The sequence below is a fragment of the Alteromonas sp. M12 genome, from assembly GCF_037478005.1.
Taxonomy (GTDB): domain Bacteria; phylum Pseudomonadota; class Gammaproteobacteria; order Enterobacterales; family Alteromonadaceae; genus Aliiglaciecola; species Aliiglaciecola lipolytica_A.
Genome location: NZ_CP144164.1, coordinates 555,788 through 573,326, shown reverse-complemented (window position 1 = coordinate 573,326; position 17,539 = coordinate 555,788). Strand labels below are relative to the sequence as shown.

18 protein-coding genes are annotated in these 17,539 nt (G+C 40.4%); 8 read left to right on the top strand and 10 right to left on the bottom strand.

Features of this window, described 5'->3' with window-relative positions:
• Positions 1-9: 9 nt before the first annotated feature.
• The 3 genes from VUI23_RS02435 to nudC form a co-directional block, all read right to left on the bottom strand.
• Positions 10-630: a hypothetical protein gene (locus tag VUI23_RS02435; RefSeq protein ID WP_342806682.1), complete on the bottom strand. Its 621-nt coding sequence runs from the start codon at positions 628-630 to the stop codon at positions 10-12.
• Positions 630-1,703 (bottom strand): uroporphyrinogen decarboxylase, encoded by a 1,074-nt coding sequence (gene hemE, locus VUI23_RS02430; protein WP_216049833.1) that lies wholly within the window; start codon positions 1,701-1,703, stop codon positions 630-632. Before hemE ends, VUI23_RS02435 begins: the two co-directional genes overlap by 1 nt.
• A gap of 293 nt (positions 1,704-1,996) precedes the next feature.
• A complete protein-coding gene (nudC, locus tag VUI23_RS02425; protein ID WP_216049763.1) occupies positions 1,997-2,818 on the bottom strand; it encodes an NAD(+) diphosphatase in 822 nt (273 codons plus the stop codon).
• Positions 2,819-3,035: 217 nt separating this feature from the next.
• On the opposite strand from nudC, the gene rsd reads away from it, so the two are divergent.
• From rsd to VUI23_RS02400, 5 genes are all read left to right on the top strand, one after another.
• A complete protein-coding gene (gene rsd / locus VUI23_RS02420) occupies positions 3,036-3,491 on the top strand; it encodes a sigma D regulator (protein ID WP_216049762.1) in 456 nt (151 codons plus the stop codon).
• 26 nt (positions 3,492-3,517) lie between these two features.
• Positions 3,518-3,949, top strand: coding sequence for a transcriptional repressor (locus VUI23_RS02415; RefSeq protein WP_342806680.1), 432 nt, complete (start codon positions 3,518-3,520; stop codon positions 3,947-3,949).
• An 84-nt stretch (positions 3,950-4,033) separates the two neighbouring features.
• The gene (locus VUI23_RS02410; protein WP_303502367.1) at positions 4,034-4,498 is read left to right on the top strand and encodes a chemotaxis protein CheX; all 465 of its coding nucleotides are present in this window, start codon (positions 4,034-4,036) and stop codon (positions 4,496-4,498) included.
• A gap of 7 nt (positions 4,499-4,505) precedes the next feature.
• Positions 4,506-4,937: a secondary thiamine-phosphate synthase enzyme YjbQ gene (locus VUI23_RS02405; protein ID WP_216049759.1), complete on the top strand. Its 432-nt coding sequence runs from the start codon at positions 4,506-4,508 to the stop codon at positions 4,935-4,937.
• 85 nt (positions 4,938-5,022) lie between these two features.
• Positions 5,023-6,204, top strand: coding sequence for an OmpA family protein (locus tag VUI23_RS02400; protein WP_216049758.1), 1,182 nt, complete (start codon positions 5,023-5,025; stop codon positions 6,202-6,204).
• Between the two features lie 631 nt (positions 6,205-6,835).
• On the opposite strand, the gene dnaB is transcribed toward VUI23_RS02400, so the two are convergent.
• From dnaB to VUI23_RS02380, 4 genes are all read right to left on the bottom strand, one after another.
• Positions 6,836-8,224: a replicative DNA helicase gene (gene dnaB / locus VUI23_RS02395; protein ID WP_216049757.1), complete on the bottom strand. Its 1,389-nt coding sequence runs from the start codon at positions 8,222-8,224 to the stop codon at positions 6,836-6,838.
• Between the two features lie 392 nt (positions 8,225-8,616).
• A complete protein-coding gene (locus tag VUI23_RS02390; RefSeq protein WP_252729354.1) occupies positions 8,617-9,657 on the bottom strand; it encodes a DUF4097 family beta strand repeat-containing protein in 1,041 nt (346 codons plus the stop codon).
• Positions 9,657-10,163 (bottom strand): hypothetical protein, encoded by a 507-nt coding sequence (locus tag VUI23_RS02385; RefSeq protein WP_342806678.1) that lies wholly within the window; start codon positions 10,161-10,163, stop codon positions 9,657-9,659. Before VUI23_RS02385 ends, VUI23_RS02390 begins: the two co-directional genes overlap by 1 nt.
• Entirely contained in the window at positions 10,156-10,725 is a 570-nt protein-coding gene (locus VUI23_RS02380; protein ID WP_216049831.1) for an RNA polymerase sigma factor, read from the bottom strand. The genes VUI23_RS02385 and VUI23_RS02380 overlap by 8 nt, the downstream gene beginning before the upstream one ends.
• A gap of 505 nt (positions 10,726-11,230) precedes the next feature.
• Between VUI23_RS02380 and VUI23_RS02375 the strand changes: the two genes are divergently transcribed.
• The 3 genes from VUI23_RS02375 to prsT all read left to right on the top strand — a co-directional run bounded on the left by VUI23_RS02375 (position 11,231) and on the right by prsT (position 16,335).
• Complete coding sequence (locus tag VUI23_RS02375; RefSeq protein ID WP_303502014.1) at positions 11,231-12,169, top strand: universal stress protein; 939 nt, start codon at positions 11,231-11,233, stop codon at positions 12,167-12,169.
• Between the two features lie 279 nt (positions 12,170-12,448).
• Positions 12,449-13,369, top strand: coding sequence for a choice-of-anchor A family protein (locus VUI23_RS02370; protein WP_342806676.1), 921 nt, complete (start codon positions 12,449-12,451; stop codon positions 13,367-13,369).
• Positions 13,370-13,515: 146 nt separating this feature from the next.
• The gene (prsT, locus tag VUI23_RS02365; protein ID WP_342806674.1) at positions 13,516-16,335 is read left to right on the top strand and encodes an XrtA/PEP-CTERM system TPR-repeat protein PrsT; all 2,820 of its coding nucleotides are present in this window, start codon (positions 13,516-13,518) and stop codon (positions 16,333-16,335) included.
• Between the two features lie 22 nt (positions 16,336-16,357).
• Here the strand turns inward: prsT and VUI23_RS02360 are convergent, their stop codons facing one another.
• From VUI23_RS02360 to rpsR, 3 genes are all read right to left on the bottom strand, one after another.
• A complete protein-coding gene (locus tag VUI23_RS02360; RefSeq protein ID WP_342806672.1) occupies positions 16,358-16,537 on the bottom strand; it encodes a hypothetical protein in 180 nt (59 codons plus the stop codon).
• 288 nt (positions 16,538-16,825) lie between these two features.
• On the bottom strand, positions 16,826-17,278 hold the full coding sequence (gene rplI / locus VUI23_RS02355) for a 50S ribosomal protein L9 (RefSeq protein WP_216047991.1): 453 nt from the start codon (positions 17,276-17,278) through the stop codon (positions 16,826-16,828).
• A gap of 28 nt (positions 17,279-17,306) precedes the next feature.
• The gene (gene rpsR, locus VUI23_RS02350) at positions 17,307-17,534 is read right to left on the bottom strand and encodes a 30S ribosomal protein S18 (RefSeq protein ID WP_008843478.1); all 228 of its coding nucleotides are present in this window, start codon (positions 17,532-17,534) and stop codon (positions 17,307-17,309) included.
• Between the last annotated feature and the right edge of the window lie 5 nt (positions 17,535-17,539).

Genomic DNA, 17,539 nt, shown 5'->3' with positions numbered 1-17,539 from the left:
ATCAGCGGCCTATTTATCTAAAAAAATGTGGAAATAAGTTTTTCCATCTTTGCTTGTAGTGGATGACGACGTCCCAACATAATCCCACCAATCAGAGCCTCGCATGCCAGATATTACCTTAGCCCAATCTTGATGCTCACCGGCATATTCACCGATCATTTGGCATCGGCTGTTATCACAATCAAGTCGATAAAGATCAATTAGTTTAGCATCTTGGTGTAAAGACAAAAAATCACTGATTTGATTTTGCGCGGTTAAGTTGGTGTGGTTGGCAGAGTAACCCTGTTCGAACTCGACTTCTTTTAATTCTGTTAGTTGACGAGACAATTTCGATTGCTGAAATGCTTCACCTAACTCAGCTAAATCTTGATCTTGCTGGTTATTTTTATCATCTAACAAGCTAAGGTTTTCATCCTTGGCTTTTATTTGAATCTCGATTTCTTTGGTCGTCTGCTGATTCGAAGTGGTATGCGTATTTTCAGTTAGCAGCTGTTCGCTTTTCTGCTCAATTTCAACCAATACCTCGTTGTTCACAATGTCGCCGTTATGTTCCGATTGAACAGTGCCGAACCAATATCCAGCAAAGAATATTAATCCAGCACTAACCCATAAAACAAACGGCGATTTCATTATTTTGCAGTTTGGTGATAGGGCTTACTGAATTTATGCACCGCTTCCACAAATACACCTGCATTTTCAGGTGGCACATCTAGATGAATACCGTGGCCGAGATTAAATACGTGGCCAGTGCCTTCACCAAATCCAGCCAATATCGTTTTAACTTCTTCTTCAATGCGAGGAGCATCCGCGTAAAGAATGGACGGGTCCATATTGCCCTGTAACGCTACTTTATCGCCTACTCGGCGCTTAGCGTCTGCAATATCAATGGTCCAATCAAGTCCCACACCATCACATCCGGTGTCGGCGATTTTCTCAATCCATGCCCCACCATTTTTAGTAAACAATGTAACTGGTATGCGCTGTCCTTCATATTCTCTAATCAGGCCATCAACAATTTTGTGCATGTACTGCAATGAAAATAATTGATAATCTCTTGGAGTTAGCACCCCTCCCCAAGTATCAAATACCATTACCGATTGTGCTCCGGCTTTTATTTGTGCATTCAGATACGAAATCACTGAATCTGCAAGTTTATCTAGCAATAAGTGCAATGACTGAGGATCTGCAAATGCCATTTTCTTAATTTTAGTGAATGCTTTGCTAGCACCGCCTTCTACCATATAAGTGGCAAGCGTCCATGGACTGCCAGAGAATCCAATTAATGGCACTTCCCCTTTTAAGTTGCGTCGAATAGTACGCACTGCATTCATAACATAACCCAGTTCATCTTCAGGATCAGGAATAGGCAGCGCCTCGATTTGCGAGCGACTAGTTAATGGGTGTTTAAATTTAGGACCTTCCCCTGCTTCAAAATACAGACCAAGTCCCATTGCATCAGGAATAGTCAAAATATCGGAAAATAAAATAGCAGCATCTAAATCAAAGCGTCGCAAAGGTTGTAAAGTCACTTCACAGGCCAATTCGGCATTTTTACAAAGTGACATAAAATCGCCCGCTTCTGCACGAGTCGCTTTATATTCTGGCAAATAGCGACCGGCTTGGCGCATCATCCACACTGGGGTGACATCGACTGGTTGACGAAGCAAAGCGCGTAGATAGCGATCGTTTTTTAACTGCATGATTTATCCGTTTATTAAAGGGGTTAAGCCGAGCCAACAGTAATTTTTGTGAATTAGTGAGAAGCTCATTATTTTAAAATTGCGGCATAGTTTAGTAAAAAAGTGTTGTTGAGGGTATATTTATCGATTTTTAGTTTTTTATAACATATTTTAAAAATAATTCTTGATTTACGTTATCACCATTTGCTATAAAATAATGATGTTAAAAGTTCTAACAATTAAGAAGCTCGATTAACGAGCCCTCGACGCTAAAATATTACAACCCTGCTCAGCAGGGTTTTTTATTTCTAATAAGCTTAATTATCGGATTGCGCTATGCGTCGCAAGGTTTCTTCAATTAATTGCCCAGCAATAGATATTCGCGGCGGAATTATTGGCAGCTGGTCAGGTTCGTACCAATGAGCTTCTAAAATCTCATCGCCATCAACTTCAATTTCTCCGCTGTCATGTTCAGCTAAATACCCCATCATCAAAGAATGGGGAAACGGCCAAGGTTGGCTGTCAAAATACTCAAGGTTCTTTACCTTAATCCCAACCTCTTCAAATACTTCTCGATGAACCGCTTGCTCTAAGCTTTCACCACTTTCTACGAATCCGGCTAAGGTAGAAAACATTTTTCGATCTCGTTGTGCTTTACCTTGTGCTAGTAATATTTTATTTCCTTTACGGATAGCAACAATTATACAAGGTGAAACACGCGGGTAGCAGCGATGCTGGCAATTAAAGCACTGGGTTGCCATTTCCCAATTCACTTGCTGCATCGCACTTCCACACTGACCACAGTAACGATGGGTTCGTCTAAACAATATCCATTGCCAAGCACGGGCGACAGTCTGGAACAAAGGAAAATTATTACCAAGGTAAATGCCACGGAGACTAATAGTTTCGTATTCTTCAATAACCAGCTGCTCATTGCCTACATCGACTGCTAGGCAGGGAGTTCCGTCGAACTCACCCAATGAAATGATTTGATCGTCGTAATGATGAATCATTGCCAGATCTTGCCAAGTGGCTCTTAGCAACTCTTGCTGTTCCTTATTTGCGACAACACGGTCGCCCATAAAAATAATCCACTGAACTTCAGTATTAACGCCGATTTCTTTAATATTTATTAGCATAAGTCACACACATGTCGTCTTTTAGAGACACCAAAACAAGGTATAATTACCACAATTTGAAGTCAGAATGATGAAATTAGTTTAACACGATTTCTAGCCTTTCTTGAAAGTCAGATGTTACAATTGATCTACGTCAATAGACTAAAGCATAGTTTAGTTACACTATTGCCAATGATATACTATGTTTCAATGAAATGGACTCTTGTAAGGATCTACAATGTTGACCAAAGTCGAACTCGCTAAGCAAAAATGGAGTGGCTACCATAAGTCTGTAGATATATGGTTGCAAGAGCGTCAAAAATTACTGGTACAATATTGTCAATTGGCGGGCTTGCCGCCGTTTGAGAAGCAAACTTCTGGGTTGCCGGAAATAAGTGAAATCAGGACCTTCTGCGAAACCTTAGTGGATTATGTATCCACTGGGCATTTTGAAGTTTATGATAAACTGGCTTCAGATCCACAAAAGAATAATAACGATCAGAGTCTTGAAAAGTCTATATATCCTCGCATTTCAGAGACAACTGAAGAAGCACTAGCGTTTAATGATTTATTCGCCGAAGTTTCCTCAGATAAGAATTTAGCGAATTTTGACGATAAGCTTTCGTTTTTAGGTCAACAACTAGAAGCACGATTTGAATTAGAAGATCAGTTGCTTCAATCCCTGAATAAATAGGGTTAAAAAGGACATAACTAGCTATAATGAATATCGATGCACAATTGTCTAGAGCTAAAGAATACTGTGAAGGTAAGGGTGCTCGATTCACAAGCCTGAGAGAAAAAGTCTATGAATTACTGTTGAACAAAAGTAGTTCTGTAGGTGCTTACGAGTTATTAGATGAATTAAAAGTGACAGAAAGCGGCGCCAAACCTGCGACTGTTTATCGTACCTTAGACTTTTTACTCGAATTCGGTTTGATTCATAGATTAGAATCCACCAATGCTTTTGTTGCGTGTCATCATTTTGATTGCAGTCATCCAGTTCAGTTTTTAATCTGCGATAAATGCGGCTTAGTAAAAGAAATTCAGTCAGAAGGATTGAAAGAAACATTGGATAAACAGGCAAACTCTGTTGGATTCAAAGTGAGTAAACAAACGATTGAAGCACATGGAACCTGCGCACTTTGTCAGTAGTCATCCATTCCATCTTCATTTAGTTCTGGGTAAATTTGTTTTACCTCTGTAAATGCTAGAACGGGATAAGGAAACACTAGTTCTATGAACGCCGAATTCATTAAGCCATTTATTGCATCTTTTATAAATGTGTTGTTGACCATGGCTCAAACCGAATTGAAGCCAGGAGAAGCACTAGAAAAGGTCGACTCTAAGGCTTGCGGTGATGTTTCAGGTTTAATCGGAATGATTGGTGACGATATTAAAGGTTCTTTGTCGATCACTTTCGAGGAATCCTTAGCACTTGATATAATGAATAAAATGCTAGGCGAAAAACCAACAAGTGTAGATGACGATGTTCAGGACATGGTTGGAGAAGTTGTAAATATGGTTTGTGGTGGCGCGAAAAGTACGCTTGCTGAAACAAGTCAAGAATTTGGTATGGCCACACCTATTGTAGTTTTTGGTAAAAACCATACAATTAATCATCAGGTTGACGGCGCTAAATTAGTTATGCCGTTTACCAGCGAGGCAGGAAAAGCATATTTAGAAATATGCTTTAATAAATAGTGTCGCAATGTGGATACAGAAAAGAATAACAATAAGAGTCAAAGCAAGAGGGTTTCATTTAATTACCCAAGAAATCCTTGGACAGCTGCCTGAAATACGAGAGATGTCTGTAGGTATGTTGAATTTATTTATTCAACACACCAGTGCAAGCCTCACAATTAACGAAAATGCAGACCCTACAGTAAGAATTGATCTCGAAACTCAAATAAATCGGATGATTCCTGAAGGTTCGGAACATTACTTGCATGATATTGAGGGTGATGATGATATGCCAGCACATATTAAAGCGAGTATTTTTGGTAACAATTTAAATATCCCCATTAGCTCAGGTAAGCTGGAAATGGGGACGTGGCAAGGGATATACTTAGGTGAGCACCGAGACCATGGGACCCAAAGAAATATAGTGGCGACACTACAAGGACTCGAAAAAGACGTGTGAAAACTATATTTTTGACACGTAGAATTGACAATAATTTGAAAAATTTACTTTTAATTTAGACAACCACTACACACGGGATGGAAACATGAAAAAATCATTAATCGCAGCAAGTCTTTTAGCTGCTATTTCAAGTAACGCTTTCGCAGCTGAAGATTCTTCAGATAAATACTGGATAGGCGGCTTTACTGAGATTTATAAGCCAGATGAAGAGAAAAGCTTCGACTTTACTTCTTTTGATGCTGGCCTAGGACTAGGTGCTGAAGTTGGTGTTAGAGAAAGCGAGCACTGGGGTGGTCGTTTCGAAGTATCTAAAGTTAACTTACAAAGTGATGCTAACCTAGAAGATGACAGCGCAATACGTTTCGGTATTGATGCAATGTATTTCCTAGATGACGACCTAATGTATATATTTGGTGGTTTGAAACATATCGATATGGTTGACTCTGGAAGCATGGCTAACCTTGGTCTTGGTAAGCACTGGGATCTATCTGAAAAAGTTAAGCTAATTACTGAAGTAGCTGCTTACCATGATTTCGGACAAGCATACAATGACGTAAGCGCTAAACTAGGTTTAGCTTACACATTTGGTTCTACTGGTCCTAAAGCTCCTGGTGATGCTGACCAAGATGGCGTTAACGACAATCTTGATCAATGCCCTAACACTGCTATCGGTGCACGAGTAGACAGCAACGGTTGTAGCATAGATTTAGACGGCGACGGCGTATTGAATGACATTGACCAATGTCCAAATACTCCAGCTGGTACACCTGTAGGTGCGAAAGGTTGTAGTTTAGAACTTGATAGCGACCAAGATGGCGTTCTTGATAATGTAGATCAGTGTGCTGACACGCCTCTTACAGATAAAGTAGATTCAATGGGCTGTAGTGTTTTTGAAGAAGTAGAAGTTCGTGAAACACTTAAAGTAACTTTTGCAAATAACAGCAGTGTTATTCAAAATCCGAAGGATCCTAAGTTCCAAGAATTCGCTGATTTCTTGAATCGTTTCCCGAATACTCACACTACAATTGAAGGTCACGCTTCTGCACCAGGTCGTGCGGATTACAACATGACAATTTCACTTAAGCGTGCAAGAGCAGTTAGACAATTGCTTATCGATGACTACGGTATTGATGCAAGCAGATTGAGCGCTGAAGGTTTTGGTGAAACTCAATTATTAGATACAAGCAATACTGCAGCAGCACATAAAGTGAACCGTCGTATTGAAGCTGTTGTAACAGCTACTAAGAAAGAAAAAGTATTACGTTAATACGCAATATTTACGTTAAAAGCGGCTTTTAAGCCGCTTTTTTTATACCTGAAATTTAATCATGATTTGGCATCGGTGTTTACAAACACCTGTAGGACGGGATTTATCCTGTTGGAAATACAACAGCGACCGATGGACTAAAGCCCATGGCTACAAACCCCTGTAGGACTGGATTTATCCCGTTGGAAATACAACAGCGACCGATAGACTAAAGCCAATGGTTACAAACCCCTGTAGGACGGGATTTATCCCGTTGGAAATACAACAGCGACCGACAGGCTAAAGCCCATGGTTACAAACACCTGTAGGACGGGATTTATCCCGTTGGAAATACAACAGCAACCAATAGACTAAAGCCAATGGTTACAAACCCCTGTAGGACGGGATTTATCCCGTTGGAAATACAACAGCGACCGACAGACTAAAGCCCATGGTTATAAACACCTGTAGGACGGGATTTATCCCGTTGGAAATACAACAGCAACCGATAGACTAAAGCCAATGGTTACAAACCCCTGCAGGACGGGATTTATCCCGATGGAAATACAACAGCAACCGACAGACTAAAGCCCATGGTTATAAACCCCTGTAGGACGGGATTTATCCTGTTTGAAAACAATTTAAGCTCACATTATTCGTCGGAATAAGCGGGACCAGCATAATTGTCAAAGCGGGAAAATTGACCTTGGAATGTAAGACGTACCGTACCAATAGGACCATTCCGTTGTTTTCCTAAGATTATTTCCGAAATCCCCTTAAGATCAGTATTTTCATTATAAACTTCGTCTCGATAGATAAACATAATCAAATCGGCATCCTGCTCGATAGAACCAGATTCACGTAAGTCTGAGTTTATCGGACGTTTATCAGCCCGTTGTTCCAAACTCCGGTTTAACTGTGACAAAGCCACAACAGGCACATTTAACTCTTTTGCCAATGCCTTTAATGAACGGGATATTTCGGCTATCTCTAAGGTACGGTTATCACTTAATGATGGCACTCGCATTAGCTGCAGGTAATCAATCATGATCATACTGATACCACCACGCTCACGCGCTAACTTACGGGCTCGAGTACGCACTTCCATAGGTGTTAGGCCAGATGAATCATCAACAAACAGATTATCTTTGTCTTTCAACATAGCCATTGTGTTGGAAATACGTGCCCAGTCTTCATCGTCTAACTGAGCGGTACGGATTTTGGTCTGGTCGACCCGACTCAAAGAGGCGAGCATCCTCATCATAATTTGCTCGGCCGGCATTTCTAGGGAAAACACTAATACCGGTTTCTCTTCCAATAACATGGCATTTTCGCACAAGTTCATGGCAAAAGTTGTTTTCCCCATGGAAGGACGAGCTGCCACAATAATAAGGTCCGAACCCTGCAACCCACTGGTTTTTTTATCTAGATCGGTATAGCCGGTAGACACCCCAGTCACTTCTTTGTTGGTTTTGATTAAGGCTTCAAGACGATCTATTGTCTTACCTAATACAGACTCAACATCTTTGGGCCCTTCATTACTACCCATTCGCTTTTCAGCGATTTGGAAAACCTGTGTCTCGGCAAGATCGAGGATCTCACTACTATCTCTGCCTTCAGGATTATACCCAACATCAGCGATAGAATGTGCAACACCAATAAGCTCCCGTGTGATAGCACGTTCTTTAATGATTTCTGCGTAGGCCACTACGTTAGCTGCACTTGGCGTGTTCTGAGCTAGTTCGCCTAAATACGTGAAGCCACCGGCTTCTTCCAATTCATCGTGATTCTCTAACTCTTCAGAAACTGTGATGATATCAACAGGTTGGTTAGCAGATAACAAACGAACAATTGCGCGGAAAATAGTACGGTGCGAACGGTTATAAAAGTCTTCTTCAACAACGACTTCCGCTACTTTGTCCCAAGAATCGGGAGCAATTAACATACTCCCAAGCACTGATTGCTCAGCTTCCATGGAATGCGGCGGGATTTTCAGTTTCTCAACTTTATCGTCTCTGTTTTTATCCGGAACGGCTTTCACAACACTCTTAAATCTTTTAACAATGGGCCGAGTATTATGCGCTAAGTTTGATACTGCATCAAAGTGTATTGTGAAAATTTATCAGCAAATCAGGATTTGTTGGAATCGATTGGCGAATTCTTTTCGGCGGTACAGGGAGGTTGTTGATTCGTTTAATTGGGAATCTCCTCGGGGCTAAAGCCACCGACTACAGGATGCGTTTAATTGGGAATCATCTCGGGGCTAAAGCCCCGACTACAGTTGTAGCATGGCCTTTAGGCCATGGGTTCATCTCGGGGGTTTCCCAATCCAATTTCGGGGTTGTAGCATGGTCTTCAGGCCATGGGTTCCTCTCAGGGTTTAACCCATCCATCTCGGGGCTAAAGCCACCGACTACAGGTTTAGTATGTTTATTATTTTTTGTCGACTTTAATTCTGCCGCTGACGGTAGACACCTTAACTTGACCGTTTCCGCCGTTATGGGAAAATTCAAGCCAGCGACTAGGCCCATATTTGGCTTTATGTTCTTTATCTTGGGTAATTTTGTTAATAATCCGACCACCGGCATGACCTTGTAAATCAAAGCGCGCGGAAACATCTGGCTGAAAATATAGACTGATGCCACCACCAACACTGGTAGCCCGAACATCTCCTTGAGACGCTAACGCCATGCTCGCTTGCACACTACCATTTACCGTGTTCAAGTTCAGGTGCTCAACCTTTCCTAATGTTAACTCAATATCCCCATTGACGGTTTCCGCTTTTACTTCCGGACTTGAAACAACAACGTCAATATCTCCATTAACCGATTCGTATGCAGCTTCACTTGCTGTAGAGTCACTGTCTTTAATATCGCCATTTACAGTTTGAATTTTAATATTGCCCTGCAGTGATCGAGCCGTAACATCGCCATTAACGGCTTCAATACGTAACCTACCAGAGAGATTTGTGACTTCAATATTCCCATTTACGGTATCTATATCAGCACTTCCGCGTACTTGTGTAACCTCTACATTGGCATTTGTGGAGTTATAATTTATATGGCTATCTAATGGCACGTAAATTTCCAGATCATCACCATCTTCTGACCCCCAACTCCAAGTACCTTTGTTATTTTTAACCTTCACTTTAATAATGACTTCATTGCCATCACGCTCAAAAATAAACTTCTCTGTACGGTCACCTAATTCACCCACGACTCGTACCTCATTCTTCGACCAGCCTTTTATGTTGGCATAGCCTCCGAGGTGTTCAATTTGTACATAACCGTTGTTATCGGCTTTTAGCGTTTGATCAACTTTCTCACCGGCGAAGGTAAAAGAGCTTATCAAGCAAAAACCAACACTAAACAATATTTGTTTCATTCTAATACCCTTATTTACATCCACTGACTGGCAGTGATGATTCTTGCAGTACTGCAACGCGGTGCGAGTGCTATCTTGTTGCAGTTCCATCAAATTTGTCTCCACTTAGGAGCATGAACTCGTTCAATTAAATCAATTTGCTGTTGATGCACGTTTTGCAGCATTTTCAACAGTGCAATATTGTTTGAATCGTGCTTCAAAGCAGCCTTGATAGCATCAGCTGCTTCATCCAACTCCGTTAATTGCTTTTGCCAATTTTCCGTCAACGCAGGCTGATCTTGAAATTTCACCAATAACGCATCTTTTTGCATTTTATGCTGACTACTTAATGCTGCGACTAGATCTTGCCCCGTCATTTGCTCAGATGTGGGGTTTAGAGAGAACCAACTAAGAACACAAACAAGCGCGAAAGAAGCTGCAATAGCAATCACCTTGAAGCTCGACTCACTTTTACGTTTTTGAACTTGCTCAAGAGGCGCAGGTTCTTCGGCTAGCGCTATTTCAATCCCAGCCCACAGATCTCTTTCAGGTTGTTTTTCGTTACTCAGAGCATCTATTTGCGCTCGTAAATCTTTTTCAAAATTCATATTACTCATAACCCATCCACTCCTTTAACAACTGCTTGGCACGGTGAAACTGTGCTTTACTGGAGCCAACCGCCATATTCATCATGCTAGCAATATCTTCGTGGCGGTAACCTTCTATTGCATGCAACACAAAAACAATCCGCGCTCGTTCGGGCAATCTGGCGACATGACGTTCTAATTCACTTAGATCAGTGGATTGCTCCGCAGCATAAAAATTTGCCTCTGAATCTTCAATATTGAACATACGTTTCACCCAACCTCGCTGCTTACGCAAATAAGAAATGGTAATGTTTGAAGTTACTGTATGTAACCAAGTGGAGAACTTACTGTCTCCTTTATAATTACCCATTTTTCGCCACAGTTGAATGAACACTTCTTGAGCGGCATCTTCTGCTAACGACTTATCACTAGTAAGCCGAAAGCACAGACCATATACCTGACCAATATAGGTTTGATATAGGGTTTGATATGCTTTTTTATCGCCCTGTTGTACTGCTTTAATTAAATCCCGCTCAGACTTATCTTCGAATGCGCGTTGAGCAGAAACAACATTTCCTTGTGTATTCAATATGCTTGTCGTTTTTTATATTGTGTTGAAGAGTTAGTCGCAGAGTAGATCAGAAAGGTTTAAACCGCCAAAATTATATTTCAGCATTATTTGTATTTCATACTATAAGTGTCTGATATTTCCTCACTTATCAACGTAAAAAAATAATAAAACAGTATCATCCAACGCCACGTAAGCGCAGTGAAAACAATGACTTCCCCGCTGTCCACATCCTAATAGGCTTCAAGCCACTAAGGGGGAAGTTAAAATACCAAAACTAATTTAAAGAAGTGGGAAAACCAACAAATAAGGTAGCTGCAGTTAAAGGGCGAAACAGCAGCGACACACTTAGCGTGAAAGAGTCTTTTATACGGCTTATGTTGGCTTAATTTAGTACTAAAATCAATCGTTCGTAGGTTGAGCAATACCTCATAGGTATTTGTTGCTCATAGATTTATTTTCTAACCATTGGCTAAATAGTCGTCTACAATTTTAGTTCAACTAATTAGGGTAAGAAGGTAAAACAATAATGAACATGGAAATCAGCCCCTTTAATCATATTTTAGTCGTACTGCAAGCAGATGAAGATCCGTCTATACCTTTGGCTAGAGCTACTCGTTTGTGCAGGGCCTATTCTGGCAAAATGACGGTGTTCGTTTCCCTGCACAATTATTTCTACCCTAAAGCCAATCTCAACTTAGCAGATGACCTGAACAAGGTTGTGGTTAATCATCAAAATTCAATTAAAAATATATTGGAAAAATGGGAAGCAAGTGAATTTGTTGAAGATATTGTTTTGTCATGGCAGCAGAAACCTTCTCTAGCCGTAGCGAATTTATTAACTCAAACAACATTTAATTTAGTCTTGAAGGCACCTTATCTGCAAAGTGATTTTAAACGATTGTTTACCAGTGGACTGGATCACTATTTCGTTGCTAACTGTCCTCTTCCTATTTGGATGGTTAAGCCAAGATTGTGGGACAAACAACTCGAGGTTTTAGCTTGTGTTGATATGAAAGACGATGATTTCGATAATCATTTACTGAATCGTAGGATTTTAGCCGTCAGCGATAAACTGGCCCAGGCTATCGGTGGGCAAATGCATGTTATTGATTGTTATGATGGCGAAATAGGCACACTTCACATCGATTATAATAGTCAGCGAGGCTTTAAACGAGAGGCGACGTTGAAACAAAAACATCAAGAAAAGTTAGAGCTTTATATTAAAGAATATTCCCTTGCTAATGATGTTCTTCATTCTATCGAAGGTATTCCAGATGAAGTTTTGCCTGAAAAAGCCGCGCGTTTGAATGCTGAAGTAGCCGTTATTGGTAATAATGAAGATAAACATTTTATGGATAAGATCTTTGGTGACACCGCAATGACCCTAACAGAAGCAATGCCCTGTGACATTTTAGTTTTGAAGCCAGAATCTGATAAAGGTGAGGGCAACCTTACTAAAGTATAACTAAATTCGGCTTATCTGAGTAACTCGCTAGTTGATAATATGTTATATTATGCGCGAATTTTCTGGCGTAAAGCGACTCCGAGTCTGATTTTTTTACACTTTACTCAGGAAGGCCAGTTAAATGGAGTTATTTTTTATAAAATACAAAGACTTAAACTTCGGCTTGTTTATTGCTTAAAGATTGAGAACGGAATACTCAGGTAGGCTTTAAGCTTTGAATTGTACGAAACATGTCTGTATGGCGTAAATATTCATATTTTAGTTATAGGAAGAAGTAGATTGAAATTGGTAAAATCATTATTCGCATTTGCATTACTAGCCTCTATATCGGGCGCAGCCACTGCAACCAGTGGCACTATTGGCAAATATAATCTTTTATTGCTTGGCGACTATAATTTCAATGGCGGAGATGTCCAAGGACAAACGTTTATTGGTGGTGATTTGAATTCATCTAATCCAGTAGAATTTGGTAGCAGACTAACCAATACCGACACAGCTATTGATGCGGTAACTATTGTTGGCGATATCAACGCGAGTCGCGTGCGTGTATTACGTGATAATAATTTGGTTTATGGTGGTGATTTAAACGGTACCGCCGTAGAGTTGAACGATGGAAATGACGGCCAGTTAATACATGATTCATCATTGACCGTTGCTGACATCCAAGCTGAGTTGTACGCTGATACAGCCTATTTCGCTGGTCTCACAAGCACAGGTAGTTTTTCAAGTGGTAATTTTGATTATACTGGCTCAGGAGACTTGGCAATTTTTGATGTGTCTGCTGCCGATGTTTTTGCCCAAAACAGCAACTTATCAATGAATTGGGGAAGCGCTGAAACGGTTATCATTAATGTGTCTGGAACTGATATTAATATCGGTGGCGGTGTTAACCTTAACAACGGTTTTAATGGCGACACAGCATTTTCTAATATTGTTTGGAATTTCTTTGAAGCAACTAATATCGATTTTAATAGTTTAGCATCTAAAGGTTCTGTTTTAGCGCCATATGCAGATACAAGTGGCGGCGCATCTTTTGATGGCTCATTTGCTGCTGTGTCATACACTGGTGCTCGAGAATTCCATAATTATACATTCAATTATACCCCTCCAACATCAACGCAGATAGCAGAACCTTCTTTATTTGGTTTGATGTTACTTTCGGGTTTACTAGTGATCAGAAAACGTAGAATCAAATCTTAAGCACTTTATATCAATTCAAAGCCCGTTAATTAGCGGGCTTTTTTATATCTAGTATTAATCAAAGTGGCTTTTTAAATAACCCATTTCGAGGTAAATTAAAGCCTGTATTTCCCTTATAAATAGCAACCTGATTCGTCAGAGACCCCATGAAAAGAAATTACCTGAAGTACCGTTTTTACAAAATTAAATTAATCATTTTGATAGCCGGTTGCGCGCTCACTCAGGTTGTCAATGCAAATAACTCTGATTATGAAAAAGCACTTTCGAACTTCGACCAGGGACAATATGAAGAAGCCTATATCCACGTTAAAAATGCACTTCAAGACAACCCTAATGATTTATCAGCGAAAGTACTATTGAGCAAATTACTGGTAAAAAACAAACTATATGAAGATGCAGAAAAACAGATTGGCGAAGCCATCCGCTCCCATGTAGATATTAACCTAGTGTTTGCTGATTGGGCAGAAACCCTGCTCAACCTTAAAAAGTATAAATATTTAGTAGAGCTCGACTATAGCGGTAGGCTATCGCAAAAAAATCAAATGAAATGGAATATATTCAAAGCAACAGCCTGCATCAACTTGCGCGATTACCAATGCTCCAATCAGTTTTATCAACAAAATTTAGCTATTGATGCCGGTCACATTGATTCAATTAATGGACAGGCCACAATAGCGCTGATCGAAAAAAACTATTCACTGGTCGACAAATTATTAGAAAAAGCCTTAAAAATCTCATCAGAAAATGCTGAAACTTGGCGTTTAAGAGGGCAACTAGCTCGATCTCAAGGTGATATTGAACAAGCAATCATGTTCTTAAACAGAGCCCTTGAGATCAATCCCCGTGAACCAGCAATCGCCCGTAACCTCGTCGATGCTTACATTGCCAGTAATGACCTCGATAAAGCATTTTCTTTATCAGACAAGTTATTAGTAGAGTCTCCCAATGACTTATACGTGCAATTCGCACGCAACTGGTTAGCGGTTAAAACTGCTAACCAGAGTGACGGTTATAAACAAATGCAAGTATTGGCAAATCGACTCAATGGTTTACCAAGATACTTGATCGATGAGTATCCGACATTTTCATACCTCAGAGGGACGGTTTCCTTTCTACTTGGCCAGTATCAAAGCGCGAGAGACGATTTAGCAGAATACAATTTACGCTCCGGTGGTGAGTTTCAGTCGGCCTACCTGTTAGCTAAAACCTATTCGGCACTTTACGACTTTGATGCTGCGTTAGACGTATTCGAAAAATATCAGTTACAAATAACCAATAATCTTTCCCAGTCATTATTTTTAGGCGGTCTGTATTTGGTAAACCATAAACCTCATAGGGCTGTGGCATTATTAGATAGGCTTGAAGATGACTTTTCTGAACAAGTGGAATACAAACTATTTGCTATTCAGGTAGCTATAGCAAGGGGAAAAACTGACATCGCTTTGGCTGAATTAGAAAAGTTGATGATTGCCTACCCTGAAAATAAGAAGGTCCTAATTGAACATTGCATGGTAAACATGGATGCAAAGAAGCTTAGTTCTGCAGACCGAAGTCTAACCACACTCAAAAAGTTAATGCCTAACGATGTGGACGTTAAGAACCTAAATACGGCTATGCTGATCATGCAAGGACAAGATTTTGCAGCAATGGACGCCATACAAAATGTTCTAGCAGAAAACCCAGAGTCTTATTCTGCTTTATATAACCTTGCTACTGTGCAAAGTCGCTTAAAGCGTTACCCAGAAGCCCTACTAACACTAGAAAAATTACTCAGTATTAATACCAGCGATATTGCAGTTAAACTACGTTTAGCCAGAATCAACTTAGCGATGTCTAATACAGATAGGGCTAGCAACCTATATCAGTCGATTTTGAAGCAAGATATAAATAATTTACAGGCAATGGAAGGTTTGTTACAAATAAACGAAAGTCAGGGCAACTTCACTCCAGCCTTGCGTCTAGCGCAAAGTCTTCAACGCTTAGAACCGCGTTACCCGCTGTATGTGTTAAAAGAAGCACAACTTCTCATAAAGTTAAAAGACGAAGCAAAAGCTTTAAGAGCAATTAGTAAATACGAAAAGCTTATTGAAAAAACGGCATTTAATTTACTGGCGCTTAGTCAGTTGTATTTAGCCGTAAATGAGAAAGAAAAAGCGTTATCCGCTGTCGCACAAGCCCATAAACTAAACCCTAATGACATCAGTTTACACTTACAATGGGTGTCTCAATTAATTACTTCAGACAATCTCAAGCAAGCTGAAAAACAACTTAACGAACTAGTTCAAAGCAATTCAGATAACCCAGATGTATTATTAAAACTTGGCGAGTTAAATGATACAAAACAGCAGTTTGACATTGCCAAACAGTACTATTTACAAATATTAAAAATAGACGACAAATACGAATTAGCCTTGGCAAAACTTTATGCACACGTTGCCAATGGAATGTCAGAAAATGAGTTTTTAACCGTGCTCAATCAAATTGTAGACAAATATCCACAGAGCTATTTTCCACGAAGCCTACTTGCGCAATTCCATTTTTACTATGGTCAATCATCCATTGCTATCGAACACTATCAACATCTTCTAGAGACCGATAATATGCCAAATAAAGCGGCACTACTTAATCGTTTGGCTTATTTATACTTACCAGATGATTTGAACAAAAGCGCAGATTATTCTTTGCAAGCTATGGCACTGGATGACGACAATGTAAATATTCTAAGCAACTATGGATGGATACTTGCCAAACAAGGCGATTACGAAAAAAGTATCACTGTATTGCGCGATGCGATGACTCGAGATGCAAGCAACCCAAACCTGAAATATCATCTAGCTTACACATTAACAAAACTAGACAAAATCAAACAAGCTGAGCGGCTACTGAACGAGATACTGGCTGAAAATGTGTATTTCGCCGAAAAATCCAACGCTCAAGCACTGCTTGAAGAAATCAACAAAGGTTGATTGTAGCACGGGATTTATCCCGTTAGGCATACAGCAACATTCCATGAGCTAAAAGCCCATGGCTACACATCCCTGTAGCACGGGATTTATCCCGTTGGGCATACACCAACATTCCATAGGCTAAAAACCCATGGCTACACATTCCTGTAGCACGGGATTTATCCCGTTGGACATACAGCAACATTCCATAGGCTAAAGCCAATGGCTACACATCCCTGTAGCACGGGATTTATCCCGTTGGGCATACAGCAACATCCCATAAGCTAAAAGCCCATGGCTACACATCCCTGTAGCACGGGATTTATCCCGTTGGGCATACAGCAACACTCCATGAGCTAAAAGCCCATGGCTACACATCCCTGTAGCACGGGATTTATCCCGTTAGACATACAGCAACACTCCTTGAGCTAAAAGCACATGGGCCATATTTTTCTTTTGGCATAAAAAAACCCCGCCGAAGCGAGGTTTTTAAAGTCTATAAATCTAAGATTTATGCTTCTTGGATGATAACCAATTTAACAGTGGTCATTACATCTGAGTGTAACTGTAAGTCAATTTCAAACTCGCCAGTTTCACGCAAAGTACCAGTAGGCAATTTAACTTCAGATTTTGCAACTTCAACGCCAGCAGCTGTGATTGCATCAGCAATATCACGAGTACCAACTGAACCGAAAAGCTTACCTTCGTCACCAGCTGGAGAAGCAATAGTTACTTCACCAAGCTCAACGATTTTAGCAGCACGCGCTTCAGCAGTAGCTAAAGTCGCAGCAATGCTTGCTTCAAGTTCAGCACGTTGTGCTTCAAACTTTTCTACATTTGCTTTAGTTGCAGGAACTGCTTTTTTCTGAGGAAAAAGGAAGTTACGTGCATATCCTGATTTTACAGTGACAGTGTCACCCAAGCCGCCCAGGTTGGCGATCTTGTCTAGTAGAATGATTTCCATCTTTGCTACCTCTTATTTACGCCAACGATTACTTGTGAGAATCAGTATATGGAAGCAATGCTAGGAAGCGCGCGCGCTTGATAGCAGTTGACAACTGACGCTGATATTTAGCGCTAGTTCCAGTGATACGGCTTGGTACGATTTTACCACTTTCAGTGATATAGTTTTTCAGCAAAGCGATGTCTTTATAATCGATCTGGACAACACCTTCAGCTGAGAAACGGCAAAATTTACGACGTCTAAAAAAACGAGCCATTATCT